The organism is Janthinobacterium sp. FT14W (assembly GCF_009208755.1).
Classification (GTDB): Bacteria; Pseudomonadota; Gammaproteobacteria; order Burkholderiales; family Burkholderiaceae_D; genus Janthinobacterium; species Janthinobacterium violaceinigrum.
Map to the genome: position 1 here is coordinate 60,579 of NZ_WFLL01000013.1, position 16,319 is coordinate 76,897.

The 16,319-nt window shown below is 61.9% G+C and carries 17 protein-coding genes; 6 read left to right on the forward strand and 11 right to left on the reverse strand.

Annotated features, from left to right (window positions below; translation table 11 throughout):
* Positions 1-42: 42 nt before the first annotated feature.
* Positions 43-267, reverse strand: a complete 225-nt coding sequence (locus GCN74_RS11405) for a hypothetical protein (RefSeq protein ID WP_152256794.1) — start codon at positions 265-267, stop codon at positions 43-45.
* Positions 237-728, reverse strand: a complete 492-nt coding sequence (locus GCN74_RS11410) for a YqaA family protein (protein ID WP_152256795.1) — start codon at positions 726-728, stop codon at positions 237-239. Before GCN74_RS11410 ends, GCN74_RS11405 begins: the two co-directional genes overlap by 31 nt.
* Positions 729-930: 202 nt before the next feature.
* On the opposite strand from GCN74_RS11410, the gene ilvA reads away from it, so the two are divergent.
* From ilvA to rapZ, 5 genes are all read left to right on the forward strand, one after another.
* Positions 931-2,466, forward strand: coding sequence for a threonine ammonia-lyase, biosynthetic (ilvA, locus tag GCN74_RS11415; RefSeq protein ID WP_152256796.1), 1,536 nt, complete (start codon positions 931-933; stop codon positions 2,464-2,466).
* A 113-nt stretch (positions 2,467-2,579) separates the two neighbouring features.
* Positions 2,580-3,422 (forward strand): NADPH-dependent 7-cyano-7-deazaguanine reductase QueF, encoded by an 843-nt coding sequence (gene queF / locus GCN74_RS11420; RefSeq protein ID WP_152256797.1) that lies wholly within the window; start codon positions 2,580-2,582, stop codon positions 3,420-3,422.
* 337 nt (positions 3,423-3,759) lie between these two features.
* Positions 3,760-4,242, forward strand: coding sequence for a PTS sugar transporter subunit IIA (locus tag GCN74_RS11425; RefSeq protein WP_071079718.1), 483 nt, complete (start codon positions 3,760-3,762; stop codon positions 4,240-4,242).
* A 36-nt stretch (positions 4,243-4,278) separates the two neighbouring features.
* Positions 4,279-5,214: an HPr(Ser) kinase/phosphatase gene (gene hprK, locus GCN74_RS11430; RefSeq protein WP_034753337.1), complete on the forward strand. Its 936-nt coding sequence runs from the start codon at positions 4,279-4,281 to the stop codon at positions 5,212-5,214.
* Positions 5,215-5,329: 115 nt separating this feature from the next.
* Complete coding sequence (rapZ, locus tag GCN74_RS11435) at positions 5,330-6,193, forward strand: RNase adapter RapZ (RefSeq protein ID WP_035824128.1); 864 nt, start codon at positions 5,330-5,332, stop codon at positions 6,191-6,193.
* 133 nt (positions 6,194-6,326) lie between these two features.
* Here the strand turns inward: rapZ and GCN74_RS11440 are convergent, their stop codons facing one another.
* The 8 genes from GCN74_RS11440 to GCN74_RS11475 form a co-directional block, all read right to left on the reverse strand.
* On the reverse strand, positions 6,327-7,412 hold the full coding sequence (locus GCN74_RS11440) for an enoyl-CoA hydratase/isomerase family protein (protein ID WP_152256798.1): 1,086 nt from the start codon (positions 7,410-7,412) through the stop codon (positions 6,327-6,329).
* Between the two features lie 153 nt (positions 7,413-7,565).
* A complete protein-coding gene (gene hpf, locus GCN74_RS11445; protein ID WP_152256799.1) occupies positions 7,566-7,925 on the reverse strand; it encodes a ribosome hibernation-promoting factor, HPF/YfiA family in 360 nt (119 codons plus the stop codon).
* Between the two features lie 69 nt (positions 7,926-7,994).
* Positions 7,995-9,473, reverse strand: coding sequence for an RNA polymerase factor sigma-54 (locus GCN74_RS11450; RefSeq protein WP_152256800.1), 1,479 nt, complete (start codon positions 9,471-9,473; stop codon positions 7,995-7,997).
* A gap of 4 nt (positions 9,474-9,477) precedes the next feature.
* Positions 9,478-10,233: an LPS export ABC transporter ATP-binding protein gene (lptB, locus tag GCN74_RS11455; protein WP_034778383.1), complete on the reverse strand. Its 756-nt coding sequence runs from the start codon at positions 10,231-10,233 to the stop codon at positions 9,478-9,480.
* Positions 10,233-10,826 (reverse strand): lipopolysaccharide transport periplasmic protein LptA, encoded by a 594-nt coding sequence (gene lptA / locus GCN74_RS11460; RefSeq protein WP_152256801.1) that lies wholly within the window; start codon positions 10,824-10,826, stop codon positions 10,233-10,235. The genes lptB and lptA overlap by 1 nt, the downstream gene beginning before the upstream one ends.
* A gap of 25 nt (positions 10,827-10,851) precedes the next feature.
* Positions 10,852-11,463 (reverse strand): LPS export ABC transporter periplasmic protein LptC, encoded by a 612-nt coding sequence (gene lptC / locus GCN74_RS11465; RefSeq protein ID WP_226938994.1) that lies wholly within the window; start codon positions 11,461-11,463, stop codon positions 10,852-10,854.
* A 42-nt stretch (positions 11,464-11,505) separates the two neighbouring features.
* Positions 11,506-12,039 carry a KdsC family phosphatase gene (locus GCN74_RS11470; RefSeq protein WP_152256802.1) on the reverse strand — a complete coding sequence of 178 codons (534 nt, stop codon included), beginning with the start codon at positions 12,037-12,039 and terminating at the stop codon, positions 11,506-11,508.
* Positions 12,039-13,073 carry a KpsF/GutQ family sugar-phosphate isomerase gene (locus tag GCN74_RS11475; protein ID WP_413541537.1) on the reverse strand — a complete coding sequence of 345 codons (1,035 nt, stop codon included), beginning with the start codon at positions 13,071-13,073 and terminating at the stop codon, positions 12,039-12,041. The genes GCN74_RS11470 and GCN74_RS11475 overlap by 1 nt, the downstream gene beginning before the upstream one ends.
* 84 nt (positions 13,074-13,157) lie before the next feature.
* Between GCN74_RS11475 and GCN74_RS11480 the strand changes: the two genes are divergently transcribed.
* Positions 13,158-15,137 (forward strand): monovalent cation:proton antiporter family protein, encoded by a 1,980-nt coding sequence (locus GCN74_RS11480; RefSeq protein WP_152256804.1) that lies wholly within the window; start codon positions 13,158-13,160, stop codon positions 15,135-15,137.
* An 11-nt stretch (positions 15,138-15,148) separates the two neighbouring features.
* Here GCN74_RS11480 and GCN74_RS11485 read toward each other — a convergent pair whose 3' ends face one another.
* On the reverse strand, positions 15,149-16,312 hold the full coding sequence (locus GCN74_RS11485; RefSeq protein ID WP_152256805.1) for a sensor domain-containing diguanylate cyclase: 1,164 nt from the start codon (positions 16,310-16,312) through the stop codon (positions 15,149-15,151).
* Between the last annotated feature and the right edge of the window lie 7 nt (positions 16,313-16,319).

The following is a 16,319-nucleotide window of genomic DNA, read 5'->3' on the forward strand; positions in this document are numbered from 1 at the left end:
GGCCCATTTTATCTTATTGCGCCGCACCATGCGGGAACAGCCTTATGCCGCCCAAGGTTTAAGGACCTGATCCGCGACCATAGCAAATATGGAAAAGCCTTCTTTTACATGAATAAAAAACCAGTCCCGATGATTTTTTAACGCAAAAATGCCAAGAATCAGACTCAGCCACAAACTATCAAACTGCCCAAAAACAGGGCAAACAGGCGTTGCATTGTGCCCCGTTTGCGTGCCGATCAGGCCAGCATTTGTCCAATCCGGTGCCATACGCCATCGGGAACGTACAGCAGCAAACCCGTCATGGTCAGGTAGCGCGCGCACTTGCCGATGGCCATGTAGGCCACGCTGGGCCAGAACGGCAGCTTGAGCCAGCCTGCCAGGGTGCACAGGGGATCGCCCACGATGGGCAGCCAGGCCAGCAGCATGGTCTTGGCGCCATAGCGGGCCAGCCAGCGGAACCAGCGCGTGTCGCGCTCCTTGGCGAACGCCTGCTTGGCCCGGTAGCCCATCCAGTAGTCGACGACGCCGCCCAGGGTGTTGCCCAGGGTGGCGACGCCGATGGTGGCCCAGAACAGCGCGGGATTGGCCTTGATGACGGCAAACACGGCCGGTTCCGAGCCCAGCGGCAAGAGGGTGGCGGAAATAAAGCTGATCAGAAAGACCGACGTCAGCCCGACTTCCGGTGCGGCGATCAGCTGCAGCAGCCAGGCGATTGCGGATTCGATCATGGAACACTTCGCGATGCAGTAAGGCTCTCCATTATAATGAAGAGCAGCTTGCGCGCCGCACAATCCGCGCCGACCGGCAAGGGCTCACCGGCCCCCTAGATCCACAGAGCACTATTGTCGCCAGGCTATCCGCCGCGGCGCCGCCGATATCGCCCGACACGCTCCAGACCCTTTCTGGCCCAGAATCACTTGCTTGCAGACTATGAACATCGACTACCTCAAGAAAATCCTGACCGCCCGCGTCTATGACGTCGCCACCGAAACGCCGCTGGAACCGGCCCCTGCCCTGTCGCAGCGCCTGAACAACCAGATTTACTTCAAGCGCGAAGACATGCAAAGCGTGTTCAGCTTCAAGATTCGTGGCGCCTACAACAAGATGTCCAAGCTGAGCGAAGCGGACCGCAAGCGGGGCGTGATTTGCGCCTCGGCCGGCAACCATGCCCAGGGCGTGGCCCTGTCGGCCGCCCGCATGGGGTGCCGCGCCGTCATCGTCATGCCCACCACCACGCCGCTGGTGAAGGTCGAGGCGGTCAAGGGACGCGGCGGCGTCAACGTGGAAGTGGTGCTGCACGGCGAGTCGTACACGGATGCCTACAACCATGCGCTGACCCTGGAAAAAGAGCAGAAGCTGACCTTCGTGCACCCGTTCGACGACCCGGACGTGATCGCCGGCCAGGGCACGATCGGTATGGAAATCCTGCGCCAGCACGCCGGCCCCATCCACGCCATCTTCGCGCCCATCGGCGGCGGCGGCCTGATCGCCGGCATCGCGGCCTATGTGAAACAGATTCGTCCCGACATCAAGATCATCGGCGTGCAAAGCGTCGATTCGAACGCCATGGCCCGTTCGCTGAAGGCGGGCGAGCGCGTGACCCTGAACGACGTGGGCCTGTTCGCCGACGGCACGGCCGTGCGCCTGGCGGGCGAGGAAACCTTCCGCCTGGTGCAAGCCTATGTCGATGAAATCATCACGGTCGACACGGACGCCATCTGCGCCGCCATCAAGGACGTGTTTACGGATACGCGCAGCATCCTGGAACCGTCCGGCGCGCTGGCCATCGCCGGCGCCAAGGCGTATGTGGAACGGGCCAGCCTGACCAAGCATCCCGTCAACAATGAAACCCTGATCACCATCGCCAGCGGCGCCAACATGAACTTCGACCGCTTGCGCTTCGTCGCGGAACGGGCCGAACTGGGCGAATTCCGCGAAGCCCTGTTTGCCGTCACCATGCGCGAACAGCGGGGCAGCTTCAAGCGCTTCTGCTCGCTCATCGGCGCGCGCAACGTGACGGAATTTAACTACCGCATCAGCGATGAAAAAGCAGCGCACGTGTTTGTCGGCGTCCAGATTGCCGACCGGAATGAGTCCGGCGCGATGGCGAAGAAATTCGAAGAGCACGAATTCAGGACGCTGGACCTGACGCACGACGAACTGGCCAAGTCGCACATCCGCCACCTGGTCGGCGGCAAGAGCCGCCTGGCGCAGGATGAACTGCTGTACCGCTTCGAGTTCCCCGAGCGCCCCGGTGCGCTGATGCGCTTCCTCGACAGCATGGCGCCGAACTGGAATATTTCCTTGTGCCATTACCGCAGCCAGGGCGGCGACGTGGGCCGCATCCTCATCGGCCTGCAGGTACCGCCCGATGAAATGGGCGAGTTCGCCCGCTTCCTCGATACGCTGGGCTACCGTTACTGGGATGAGAGCAGCAATCCCGTGTATAAGCTGTTCCTGGGGTAATAAGCCCAACTGCAAATACTGGGGTCGTACCCTGCAGGGTACGACCCCAGCCGTCGCCGTTGGGTTGAAATAAGCTACCATTCACCCTTCACAGAATTTGTAGCCATACGACCATGACCACCACCAACGACCTCGCCGAACAATCCCCGTTGGGCAAAAGCTCGGCCTACCGCACCGATTACGCGCCGGAACTGCTGTTTCCCATTCCGCGCCAGGGCAAGCGCGACGAGCTGGAATTGCGCGGCACCTTGCCCTTCTTCGGCCTCGATATCTGGAATGCGTATGAACTGTCGTGGCTGAACCAGCGCGGCAAGCCGCAGGTGGCCATCGCCAAGGTCAGCGCGCCGGCCGATTCGCCCAACATCATCGAATCGAAATCGTTCAAGCTGTACCTGAACTCGTTCAACCAGACCAGGCTGGACGGCCCTGAAGCGCTGCTGGCCCTGTTGAAACAGGATCTGTCCAACGGTTTCGGCGCGCCCGTGCAAGTGGAACTGACCTTGCAGGAAGATTTCGGCAAGCTGAAAATGGGCGAGTTCGACGGCGTGCTGCTGGATCGCCTGGACCTGGAAATCACGCAATACACGCCCTCGCCGCTGCTGCTCAAGGCGGCGCTGGACGAGGCGCCCGTGGAAGAAAAACTCGTCTCGCATTTGCTCAAATCGAATTGCCTCGTAACGGGCCAGCCCGACTGGGGCAGCGTGCAGATCGAGTACGCGGGACCGCAGATCGACCAGGAAAGCCTGTTGCGCTACCTGATTGGTTTCCGCGAGCACAATGAATTCCACGAGCAATGTGTAGAACGCATCTTTGTGGATATCTTGCGTCAGTGCAAGCCGCAAAAACTGTCCGTGTATGCGCGCTACACGCGCCGCGGCGGTCTCGACATCAACCCCTGGCGCAGCAACTTCAGCACGGGGGCGATGCCGGGCAACCTGCGTAATGCGCGCCAGTAATACCACGCATGCAACACCATAAAACCATGCCAACAGGAATGTTGGCTGTGTTTTAAAACAACGTTGTAGTAGTGCCGCAGTGCATGTCAAAGACGCTGAAAAATCGGAAATTCGGCATTCGGCGGCGGAAAAACCGGTTCGCCGCGTGTTTTTAATCAGGAAATAGCCGATACACCCCGATGTTATTTTTTTGCTAAAATGATGACGGCATGGACTGTAGCGCCCACTGCGCCCGCAGCGGGCGTATACTGTTGAGAATTGGCGTTACAGGCCGCGGAAACAGGCCTATAATTCGGCTCGCAAGCCCTCTGCGCATTGCACCATTTCATTGAGTGTCATGACTAATCTTAGCAAAATACTATCCCTCGAAAACGTCCTGCTGGACCTGGAAGTCTCCAGTAAAAAGCGCGCCTTCGAGCAAGCCGGCCTGATCTTCGAAAACAATTACGGCATCGCCCGTTCGACCGTCTCGGACAATCTGTTTGCCCGCGAACGCCTGGGCTCGACGGGCCTGGGCCACGGCGTGGCCGTGCCGCATGGCAGGGTCAAGGGCAGCAAGACCCTGAAAGCGCCGCTGGGCGCCTTCGTGCGCCTGGCCGAACCGATTCCGTTCGAGTCGCCCGATGGCAAGCCCGTCAATCTGCTGTTTTTCCTGCTGATTCCCGATCATGTCACCCAGCAACATCTGGAAATCCTGTCGGAAATCGCCGAGATGTTTTCCGACGATGCTTTCCGTACGGCACTGGCCACGGATCCGGAACCGAAATCCGTGCATTCGCGCATCGTCAATTGGCAACCCAGTCTGCAAGCGGCGGGTTAAACTTCAGGTATTCCTCCACTCCTGAAGAAGACTGCCATGTTGCAAACGCCGCTGACGATACAACGCCTGTACGACGATAATCGTGAAAGTCTGCAACTGGGCTGGTTCGCCGGCTTCCCCGGCGGCGAACGCCTGATCTCCGGCGACGTCTCGTCGGCGGCCGACCAGGTGGGCCACTTGAACCTGATCCATCCGGGCCGCATCCAGGTCTTCGGCCACCAGGAAATCAATTACTATCAGCGCCTGAAGGTCAATACGCGCACCCACGTGATCGGCGAACTGATCGCCGGCGGCCCGCCCGCGCTGATCATCGCGCAAGGGCTGGAAACGCCGCCCGACATCCTCGCCATCTGCGACGAGCAAAACATTCCCCTGTTCTCCACCCCGCTGCCGGCCGCGCAAGTGATCGACTTCCTGCGCGTCTACCTGTCGAAAAAACTGGCGCAGCGCATCATCATGCACGGCGTGTTCATGGACGTGCTGGGCGTGGGCGTGCTGATCACGGGCGACTCGGGCCTGGGCAAGAGCGAGCTGGGGCTGGAGCTGATCTCGCGCAGCCACGGCCTGGTGGCCGACGACGCCGTCGAGTTCTCGCGCATCGCGCCCAACATGATCGAAGGCCGCTGCCCGCCTCTGCTGCAAAACCTGCTCGAAGTACGGGGCCTGGGTTTGCTCGATATCAAGGCCATCTTTGGCGAAACGGCAGTGCGCCGCAAGATGCGCCTGAAACTGATCGTGCACCTGGTGCGCCGCAACGCGCTGGAAGAAGAAGTCGAGCGCCTGCCCTTCCTGTTCCCCACGGAAGACGTGCTTGGCTTGCCCGTGCGCAAGGTCGTCATCCCCGTCGCCGCCGGCCGCAACATCGCCGTGCTGCTGGAAGCGGCCGTGCGCAATACGATACTGCAGCTGCGCGGCATCGATACCTTGCAGGAGTTCATGGAGCGGCAACGTTTGGCAATGAGCGGCGATTAATGTTGCAAGGAGTTCGCCCTCTTTTGTTTAACCAACACCACAAGCCGAATTGCAATAGTTTGTAAAGATAATTGCCACGGAAGCACAGTGCCGATCTTTATTGTATGATCGGCGTATGCATATCGTCCTTATCACCGGAATATCCGGCTCCGGTAAATCCGTTGCGCTCAATGTGCTGGAAGATACCGGTTACTACTGCGTCGACAACCTGCCGCCGGCCTTGCTGCCCAGCCTGGTGCAAACCCTGCTCGACGAAGGCACACCGCAACTGGCCGTCGCCGTTGACGCGCGCAGCGCCGAGTCGCTGACCAGCCTGCCCCACAATGTGGCCCTGCTGCGCGACCAGGGGCACGACGTGAAGGTCATGTTCTTGACGGCCACCACGCATTCGCTGGTGGCGCGCTTCTCGGAAACGCGGCGCAGCCATCCGCTGTCGCACGAATTGCGTCCAAACCAGAATCCAGCCAGCCGCCGCACCCTGATCGAATGCATCTCGGAAGAACGGGAACGCCTGTCGGCCATCGAACAGCTGGGCCATGTGATCGACACCTCGGAACTGAGCGCCAACAAGCTGCGCGCCTGGATCAAGGATATCGTCGCCTCCGAACGCGCGCCACTGACCCTGTTCTTCGAATCGTTCGCCTTCAAGCTGGGCGTGCCGCTGGACGCCGATTTCGTCTTCGACGTGCGGGCCTTGCCGAATCCCTATTACGACCTGGCGCTGCGGCCCCTCGACGGCCGCGACGCGCCCGTGATCGCCTTCCTCGACGCGCAGCCCAGCGCGCTGGAACTGCTGGCCGATATCCGCGCCTTCATCGAGAAATGGCTGCCATCATTCAAGTCCGACAACCGCAGCTACCTGACGGTGGCCCTCGGTTGCACGGGCGGCCAGCACCGTTCCGTGTACATGGCCGAACGGCTGGCGCAATACTTCGGTCCCAACGAACGGGTGGTCCTGCGCCACCGCGAGCGCAGCTAGAACGCCAATAAAACCTGCTGCGCGTCGGTACAGGTGGTCTGCGATGCTCGCTGCCTCGGCGGCCCCGTGCCAAGCACAGTTCCGCTTCTCAACCACCTCTCCCTTCCGCTCGCTACGGTTTTATCCGGCGTTGTTACTGCAGATGATAAAGCGGATGCGCCGCGGCCGGCCAGACAGGAGCAAAGAAGCGCGCCACCATGGCTGCATCGACATCATCCAGGCTGGCGGGCTGCCAGCGCGGCGCATTGTCCTTGTCGACCACGAGCGCGCGCACGCCTTCGATCACTTCGCCATGTTCGAAATTGTGGCGCACCACCGTGCGCTCGAGGCGCAGGCAGTCGGCCACGCCCAGGCGGGCGCCCCGTTGCAGCAATTCCAGGGTCACCGACATCATCAGCGGCGAACGCAGGCGCATGGCCGCCAGGGCCTTGCCGGCAAACGCGCTGTCGTCCTGCGCCAGCGACGCCATGATGGCCGCCACGGAAGGAGCGCTGAAATGGCGGTCCAGCGCCGCGCGCGCCGTGGCCAGCGCAGAAACGCCCGCCTGGGACTGGAATGGCGCGGCCAGGGCCTGGATGGCGACCGGCAAGCCTTCACCGGGCGTCGATTCGAACAGGGCCAGCAGCGCCCCCATCTGCGCCTCGGGCAGGTACACATCGGCCAGGCCCGTGTACAGGGCGTCGGCCGCGTTGATCGTCAAGCCCGTCAAGCCCAGGTACAGGCCCAGCTGGCCGGCCAGGCGGGACAGGAAATAACTGCCGCCCACGTCCGGGAACAAGCCGATATTGACTTCAGGCATGGCCATGCGCGTGCGGTCCGTGACGATGCGCAGGCGGTTGCCGGGCCCGGCTTGCGCCACGCCCATGCCGCCGCCCATCACCACGCCGTCCATCACGGCGATATACGGTTTCGGATAGAAATGAATTACATGGTTGAGCGCATATTCTTCCGTAAAGAAATCTTCCAGCTGGGCGCTGCCACCTTGCGGCGTGGCCCGGCCCGCATCGTAAAAGAAACGGATGTCGCCACCGGCGCACAGGGCTTTTTCACTGCTGGAACGGATCACCACGGCGTCTACCTGCGGATCGTCGCGCCAGGCCAGCAACACGGCGCTCAGGGCGCGCACCATGTCCAGCGAGAGGGAATTCAAGGCTTTCGGGCGGTCGAGCACGATGTGGCCCGTGCGGTTGCGGATGGAGGTCTGGACGAAGTCGCTCATGGCAGGATGGAAAGTAGTAAGTATGGGAACATTCTAGCGCCTTCGGACGGAACATTGCGTTCCCATGACGCGGCCCGGCAAGGGCGACGGGCGCAAAAAAGGGCGCAATGCGCGCCCTTAGTTGATCACAGCCGGTTGAAAGTCGCGGCCCGCTCAGGCGGCGGCGAATTCTTCTTCCGAGCTGTCTGGCAGATGCTTGATCGCCTCTTTACCGTGCCCTTGCACTTTGGTTTTGTACTTCATCACTTGCCTGTCGAGCTTGTCGATCAGGGTATCGATCGCGGCATACAAGTCTTGCGCCAGGCTTTCCACATAGACGGTCTTGCCGCTCAGACGCAGATTGACTTCGGCCTTTTGACGTTTTTCTTTCTCTTTGAGGTTATCCACGGTCAGAATCACGGCGATATCGATGACTTGATCGAAATGACGTTTCACGCGCTCCAGCTTCGTTTGTACGTATTCACGGATGGCTGGTGTCACTTCAAGATGATGTCCGCTGATGGTGAGATTCATACACACTCCTAAAGATGATCGGGTTCGTGCGGTCCATCGTATCCGGCCCGCAGAGGAACCGAAAAAAACTTACAAACACTTACGCAGGCTCACTGGCGGAATTTTTAATGCTTCCCGGTATTTGGCAACAGTACGTCGCGCAATCACCATGCCTTGTTCCCCCAGCATGTCCGCAATCTTACTGTCGGATAAAGGATTTTTAGGGTCTTCTGCTCCTGTCAGTTGCACGATCAATGCCCGTATCGCCGTCGATGACGCTTCGCCCCCCGCTTCGGTGGCGACGTGGCTACCAAAGAAATATTTCAACTCGAACATGCCGTGCGGGGTCAGCATGTACTTTTGAGTTGTTACCCGCGAGATAGTACTCTCGTGTAAACCCAGTGTATCAGCTATTTCACGGAGCACAAGGGGACGCATGGCAACGGCCCCATGCGAGAAAAAGTTCTTTTGTCTTTCTACTATCGCCTGTGCCACGCGCAGTATCGTGTCGAAGCGCTGGCGCATATTCTTGATCAGCCACTTGGCTTCCTGCAGCTGTGCACCCATGGCCCCCTCCCCCTTGCCCTGCTTGAGCAAGTTGGCGTACATGGCATTGACGCGCAGGCGCGGCATGACGTCGTTGTTCAAGGTGACTTGCCAGCCATTGCGGGCGCGCTTGACGACGACGTCGGGCACCACATAGTCAGACACGTCGGAGGCAAACACGGCGCCCGGATGCGGATTGCACTGGCGAATCACCGTCTGCGCTTCGCGCAAGTCCTCATCGTCGCAATCGAGGGCTTTTTTCAGCTTGTTGAAATCGCGCTGGGCAAACCAGGCCAGGTGCTTTTCCACGATGACGAGGGCCATGCGCCGCGTCACCATGGCGATATGGGGCAAACGCTTGATTTGCAGCGCCAGGCATTCGGACGCATTGCGCGCGCCCACGCCCGGCGGATCGAAACTTTGCAGCAGGGACAAGGCCGTGCGCAGCTCGTCGACGTCGATTTCCAGCTCTTGCGGCAAGCGCGCCAGGATGTCGTCGAGCGCCTCTTCCAGGTAGCCATTGTCGTCGAGCGCGTCGATGATCAGCTCGACCAGCGCGCGGTCGCGCAATTCGAGCACCGTCACGCGCATCTGCTCCATCAGATGCTCGCGCAGGGTGCAGTGATGGGCTTCGAGTTGTGGGCGGGAATCTTCGTCGTCGGGCGTCTTGCTCCGGCTCGCGTCGCTCCAGTCGCTGTCGCCGCCGTCCGCGGCGGCCGGGCCCTCGCCCGCCTCGCCGTCAAAGGTTTCCCCTTCGGCCGGCGCCGCAGGCGCTTCCTGGCCTGGCGGCTGGGGCGGCGCTTCGGCCGGCGCGGCCGTGGAACTCAGGGCGCCGTCGGACAGCAGGCGCAGCGAACGGTCGAGCGGATCATCGAGGCGCTCGAGCAAAGGATTGTCCGTCAGCAATTGCTCTAATTCCTGGTGCAATTCCAGGGTAGACAATTGCAACAGGCGTATCGATTGCTGCAACTGCGGCGTCAGTGCCAAATGCTGCGAAGTGCGCAGCTGCAATGATTGTTTCATTGGCTCACATACGGAAGTGTTCGCCCAGATAGACCCGGCGTACCGACTCGTTCGCGATGATGTCGTCGGGGCGTCCCGACGCCAGCACCGAGCCCTGGTTGATGATGTAGGCACGGTCGCAAATACCCAGCGTCTCGCGCACATTATGATCGGTGATCAGCACGCCGATATTGCGCTCCTTCAAGAAACGCACGATGCGCTGGATTTCGATCACGGCGATCGGATCGACGCCGGCGAACGGCTCGTCCAGCAGCACGAAACGGGGATCGGTGGCCAGCGCGCGGGCGATTTCCACGCGGCGGCGCTCGCCGCCCGACAGCGACAGCGCCTGGTTTTCGCGCAACTTCTCAATCTGCAAATCGGCCAGCAGTTTATCCAGGCGCACCTCGATCTCGGCCTTCGTCAGCGGACGGCCTTCGACGGTCTGGATTTCCAGCACGGCGCGGATATTGTCTTCCACCGTCAGCTTGCGGAAGACGGAGGCTTCCTGCGGCAGATACGACAAGCCCATCTGCGCGCGGCGGTGGATCGGCAGGCTGGAGATGTCCACGCCGCTGATATCGATGCTGCCGCCATCGGACGGCACCAGGCCGACGATCATGTAGAACGAGGTGGTCTTGCCGGCGCCGTTCGGGCCCAGCAGCCCCACCACTTCGCCGCATTCGACTTGCAGCGAGACATCATGCACGACCTGGCGCTTGCCATAGGTTTTTTGCAGCCCGCGAACGATCAGGGTACTGCCGCAACGTGTATTGTCCATTATTTCTTTCCTGGCGCAGGCGTGGCCGGCGCTTTCTCCGCCGCCGGTGCCTTGGTCTTCGGCTGGATCACCATGCGCACGCTGCCGCCGTCCGGGGTGCTGGTGCCGCTGTCGGAATTTTCCATCGTAAACACTTCCTTGCGGCTGTCATACGAGATGAAGGCGCCGTTGGCCACGTCCGTCGGCTTCGTGCCTTCCAGGCGCGTCAGCTTGGCCTTGGAAAACAGTTTCACCACTTCCGTCTTGTTGTTGTATTCCACGCGCTCCGCTTCGCCTTCCACCCACAGGTCGCCCGCGCCATCGCGCTTCTGGCGGAAGGTGGCCAGCTTGCCGGGATCTGCCCAGAAGGTGATGAACTGGTAGCCTTGCGGATCTTCCGTGATCAGGGCGCGGCCCGCCTTCATGGTCAGGGTGCCCTTGACCAGCACCACGTCGCCCGTCAGGGTGCGCGTCTGCTTGACGTCGTCGACCAGGCCGCTGCGTGCCGTGATGACGGCTTCCTTCTCGGAATCGGCCTTCTCGGCATGCGCCGCGCCCATCACGCCCAGCGAGCAGACGGTCGAGAATAGAGTCAACAGCAAGATGTTCTTCATAGTATGGTTTCCTTGTTTCATTCTGTCATTTTGCCGCCGCGGCCGGGCGCGGTTTCGGCGGGAGGACCATGCGCAAGGCATTGTGCACCTGCACCACGCCGGTGGCGTTATTGGCTTGCATGCCCACGCCATTGATGCGCGAAGCGCCCGTCAGGATATCGACAGGCACGTCCGTTTCCATTCTTTCCTCATCCGGAAACACCGTCAGCGCTTCCGTCCTGACCGTCAGGTTCTGCGCCTTCGGACTGGCCACGCGGTCGATCACGACATTGCGGTGCAGTTGCAGCCGGGTATTGTCCTGGTCGATATGCGCCAGTTCCGCATTCATGTTCATCGGCGGCATGCCGGGCGTGAGCTTGCGCACGAAGGGCTGGTCGATATCGGACGAATCGTCCAGCGGATAGTGCGTGAGCTTGGTGCCCGACACGATATAGCTGGGCTTGCCCGTCAAGTCCATGCGCACCAGGCTGAAATTGGTGATGAAATAGTCGGGTTCATCCAGATGCTTGCTGGCCGTGATGTCCTGGCCATTCTTGTTCATCACTTCGAGCAGCCAGAAGCTGCCCAGCGCAACGACGACTGCGCCCAGCACGGTAAAAATCACGCGCCAGCGATGGGCGCCTCCTGGCTTACGCATAGGGCTTCACTCTTTCAAATGTCACGGGCGGCAAGGCGCGCCTCACTCCAGGAACGGCGCCATGACGCGCGCATAGTTGTCCTGGGCGCGCAGCAGGAATTCGCAGATCTCGCGCACTGCGCCGCGGCCGCCGCCGGCCTGCGTCACGTGGTGCGCCAGGCCCTGCACTTCCGGACGCCCGCCCGGCACGCTGACGGCAAACCCCACGCGGCGCAGGATGGGCGCATCGATGACGTCGTCGCCGATATAGCCGCATTGCTCTTCCGTCAAGCCCGTCAACGCCAGCAACTCTCGAAACGGCGTCAGCTTGTCGTGGCCGCCCTGGTGCACATGGGTAATGCCCAGGTCTTGCGCGCGGCGTGCCGTGATGGCCGAGCGGCGCGCGCTGATGATGGCCGTCTGCACGCCCGATTCCTGCAGCAGCTTGATGCCCAGGCCATCATACACATTAAACGTTTTCATCATCTCGCCGTCCGGGCCGAAATGCAGGCTGCCGTCGGTGAGCACGCCATCGACGTCAAAGATCATCAGTCTGACCTTGGCCGCCCGCGCCAGGTTGTCCGCTACGCTATCCATCAGATCACCTTCGCTTGCGTCAGGTCATGGATATGCAGGGCGCCCACCAGCTTGCCGTCGGCATCGACGACCAGCATCTGGTTGATGCGGAACTGCTCCATCACGGCCACGGCATCCACGGCCAGGCGTTCGGGCGCGATGCTGCGCGGCTGCGCATGCATGACGTCGCGGATCGCCACCTGCGTGAAATCCTGCACGCGCTCGAACATGCGGCGCAGGTCGCCATCGGTAAACACGCCCACGGGGTGGTCGTCCGCATCGACGACGGCCGTCATGCCCATGCCCTTCTTCGTCATTTCTTCCAGCGCCTGCAGCAAGGAGGCGTCCACGGGCACCTTCGGCACCCGTTCGCCGCTGCGCATGACGTCATGCACGTGCGTGAGCAGGCGGCGGCCCAGGGCCCCGCCCGGGTGCGAGCGGGCAAAATCTTCTTCCTTGAAGCCGCGCAAGTCGAGCAAGGCCACGGCGATCGCGTCGCCCAGGGCCAGGGTGACGGTGGTGCTGGCCGTCGGCGCCAGGTTCAGCGGACAGGCTTCTTTTTCAACAGAAATATCCAGGTGCACATCGGCCAGCTGGGCCAGGCTCGAATTCGGCTTGCCCGTCATGGAAATCAGCACGCCGCCCATGCGCTTGACGACGGGCATGATGGCCATCAGTTCCGACGATTCGCCGGAATACGATATGGCAATAAAAGCATCGTCCGACGTGACCATGCCCAGGTCGCCATGGGCCGCTTCGGCCGGATGCACGAACAGGGCCGGCGTGCCGGTGGACGCGAGGGTGGCGGCAATCTTGCGCGCAATATGGCCGGACTTGCCGATGCCGGAGACGACGACACGCCCCTTGCATTGCAGCAACATCGCCACGGCGCGGCCCACGCTGTCGTCCGTGGCCAGGCGCGCGTGCAGGGCATTGATGGCGTCGGACTCGATCTGCAAGGTGGTACGGGCCAGCGCGACAGCGCGCTCGGTCGTCGCTTGCATGTCAATTCGATCAAAAGCTTTCAGCATTGTTTTTTCATGGGTTACACTCATGCCCAAAGTATAAACGAATTAGGAAAGCAAAAAACTTGCCAGTCACAACAAACAACGATTTCCATTGACCGCACCGGGCAACCCATGTTTTCCTCGCTTGAACTGACCCTGATGTTACTCGGCAGCGCCGTGCTGGGCGTGGTCGCTTTCAGAATGTTGCATTTGCCGCCCATGCTCGGTTACCTGGCCGTCGGCATCGTCATCGGCCCCCACGCGCTGGGCCTGGCGGCAGAAAACGAGGCCAGCCACACCCTGGCCGAGTTCGGCGTCGTCTTCCTGATGTTTTCCATCGGACTCGAATTTTCTCTCCCCAAGTTTCTCGCCATGCGGCGCATCGTTTTCGGCCTCGGCATGGCGCAGGTGGTCACCACCATCGTCGCCACCGTCGTCTTCGGCTGGTTCGTCGCCCGCTACCTGTCCGCCTACATCCACCTGAGCTGGCAAGCGGCGTTCGCCCTGGGCGGCGCGCTGGCCATGTCGTCGACGGCCATCGTCTCGAAGATGCTCACGGAACGGCTGGAGCTGGAAAGCGAACACGGCCGCAAGATCATCGGCATCCTGCTGTTCCAGGACCTGGCCGTAGTCCCCCTGCTGATCCTGATTCCCGCCCTCACGCGCGATTCGGACAACTTGGCCGAAACCCTGGCCTGGGCCGGCGGCAAGGCGCTGGTCGTCCTCATTTTGCTCTTGTTCATCGGCCAGAAGCTGGTGCGGGGCTGGCTGACCATCGTCGCCAAGCGCCGCTCGCAGGAATTGTTCATGCTCAACCTGCTCCTCATCACCCTGGGGGCGGCGTGGATCACGGAACGGGCCGGGCTGTCGCTGGCCCTGGGGGCGTTTGTTGCCGGCATGCTCATTTCCGAGACGGAATTCAAGCACCAGGTGGAAGAGGATATCAAGCCCTTCCGCGACGTGCTGCTGGGCCTGTTCTTCATCACCGTCGGCATGCTGCTCAATATCCGCGTGGTGCTCGACAACTGGTGGCTGGTCTTGCTGCTGCTGTGCGGGCCCGTGCTGCTGAAATTCGCCCTGATCGCGGGCCTGGCCCGGCTGTTCGGCTCCAGCAACGGCGTGGCCTTGCGCACGGGGCTGGGGCTGGCGCAGGCGGGCGAGTTCGGCTTCGTGCTGCTGAACCTGGCGGGCGGCATCAAGCTGATGGACCCGTTCGTCGTGCAGGTGGTGCTGGCCTCGATGGTACTGTCGATGCTGGTGGCGCCCTTCCTCATCGCCAAGTCCGACGCCATCGTCATGAAACTGGCGGCCAACGACTGGATGATGCAATCCTTGGCCCTGACGAAGATCGCCACGCGCACCATGGCCTCGCAAAAACACGTGCTGATCGCCGGCTTCGGGCGCAGCGGACAAAGCCTGGCCACCCTGCTGGCGGAAGAAAAGATCGAATACCACGCGCTGGACCTGGACCCGGAACGGGTGCAGGAAGCGCAGCTGGCCGGCGCCCACGTCTCGTATGGCGATGCGGGCCGGCGCGAAAGCCTGGTGGCGGCCGGCATCTACCGGGCCAGCGCCGTGGTGATTACGTATGCGAACACGCCGTCGGCGCTGCGCCTGTTGCATTTGCTCAATGAAATGGCGCCCACCCTGCCCGTCATCGTGCGCAGCCATGACGACACCGACCTCGACCAGTTGAAGAAGGCGGGCGCGGCCGAAGTGGTGCCGGAATTGATGGAAGGCAGCCTGATGCTCGCTTCGCACGCGCTGATCATGATGGGCGTGCCCCTGCGCCGCGTGGTGCACCGGGTGCAGGCGGCGCGCGAGGAGCGCTACGCCTCGCTGCGCGGCTATTTCCACGGCTCCAGCGACGCGGGCGACGATGCCGAGCTGGAACGCTTGCATACGGTCACCGTCAACGAGGGCGCGCAGTGCGTGGGATTGCCGTTAAGCACGATCGACGTGGCCGGCTGCGGCGCGGCGGTGACAGCAATCCGCCGCGGCCGCGGCCGCCTCGATGTCACCCCCGAGACGCAGCTGGCCAGCGGCGACGTGGTGGTGCTGCGCGGCACGGCCGACGCCGTGGCCAAGGCGGAAACCTTGCTGTTGAAATAATCAGCCGGTCTTCATCCACCGACCTGCGCCTGCCAGCTGACGACCTTGTTGCGGCCGTCGGCCTTGGCCTGGTACAGGGCCTGGTCGGCGTGCGCCACCAGTTGCTGCGCCACCGTTTCGATCGGCAGCAGCGCCGCGTCCGCCTCAAGGCTGGCCACGCCGATCGATACGCTGACCCACGCTTGCGCGCTGCCCGGCAAATCGAACATGGTGCCGGCGATGCTGGCGCGGATGCGTTCGGCAACAAAGGTAGCGCTGTCGAGGTCGGCGTCGATCAGCAGCACGACGAATTCCTCGCCGCCGAAGCGACCCAGCGCATCGGAGCGGCGCAATTCCGTGCGGATGCGCGTGGCCACCTCGCGCAGCACTTCATCGCCGCCCTGGTGGCCATACGTGTCATTGACCGACTTGAAATGGTCGATATCGATATACATGCATGAAATGCAATAATCCTGGCGCCGCGCGCGGGCGATTTCTTCCAGCAGCCGGCGGTCGATATAGCGGCGGTTGTAGACGCCCGTGAGGGAATCGGTCAGGCCGATATATTTCAGCATTTCATTGCTGATCACGTTTTCCAGGCAGATGGCGATGATGGACGCCATGTGCTTGATGAAATCCGTGCCCAGCGCGGGCGTAAAGCGCGTCACGTCGCTGCTGGCCAGGTTCAGGCTGCCGATCAGGCGCTTGTTGCGCAACAGGGGCACCAGCGCCACGCTGCGCAGGGGCGCGTCGATCTGCGGAAAACGGGGGCCATGCACGGCCGCGTCGAACTGTCCCAGCAGCGGCAGCGGCGGCAAGGCCGCTTCGCCCTCGGCCACGGGCAGCGGCGGCGCAAAGCCCAGCTCCGCCACTTCATGCACGAACAGCAACTGCGGAAACGCGCTGAAATCGACGCCCAGCTTTTCCATCACCAGCACGATATCGTCGTCCTCGTCGAGCAGGCTCAAGGTGACGCCGTCGAGGTCGGAAATCACGGGCAAGGTGCGAAAGATGGTGCCGATCAATTCGGGAAACGTGGACGCGCTGACGATTTCCAGGTCAAACGCCTGGTGGCGGCACATGATGTCGTGGTTGCGCTCGGCCTGTTCCAGCAGGAAAGCCATGCGCGCGCGCAAGGCCTGGTTTTCGGCTTCGAGGCTGGCAATGCGCGGGTCCGGCGGTATTGCTTGATTCATAGAAACC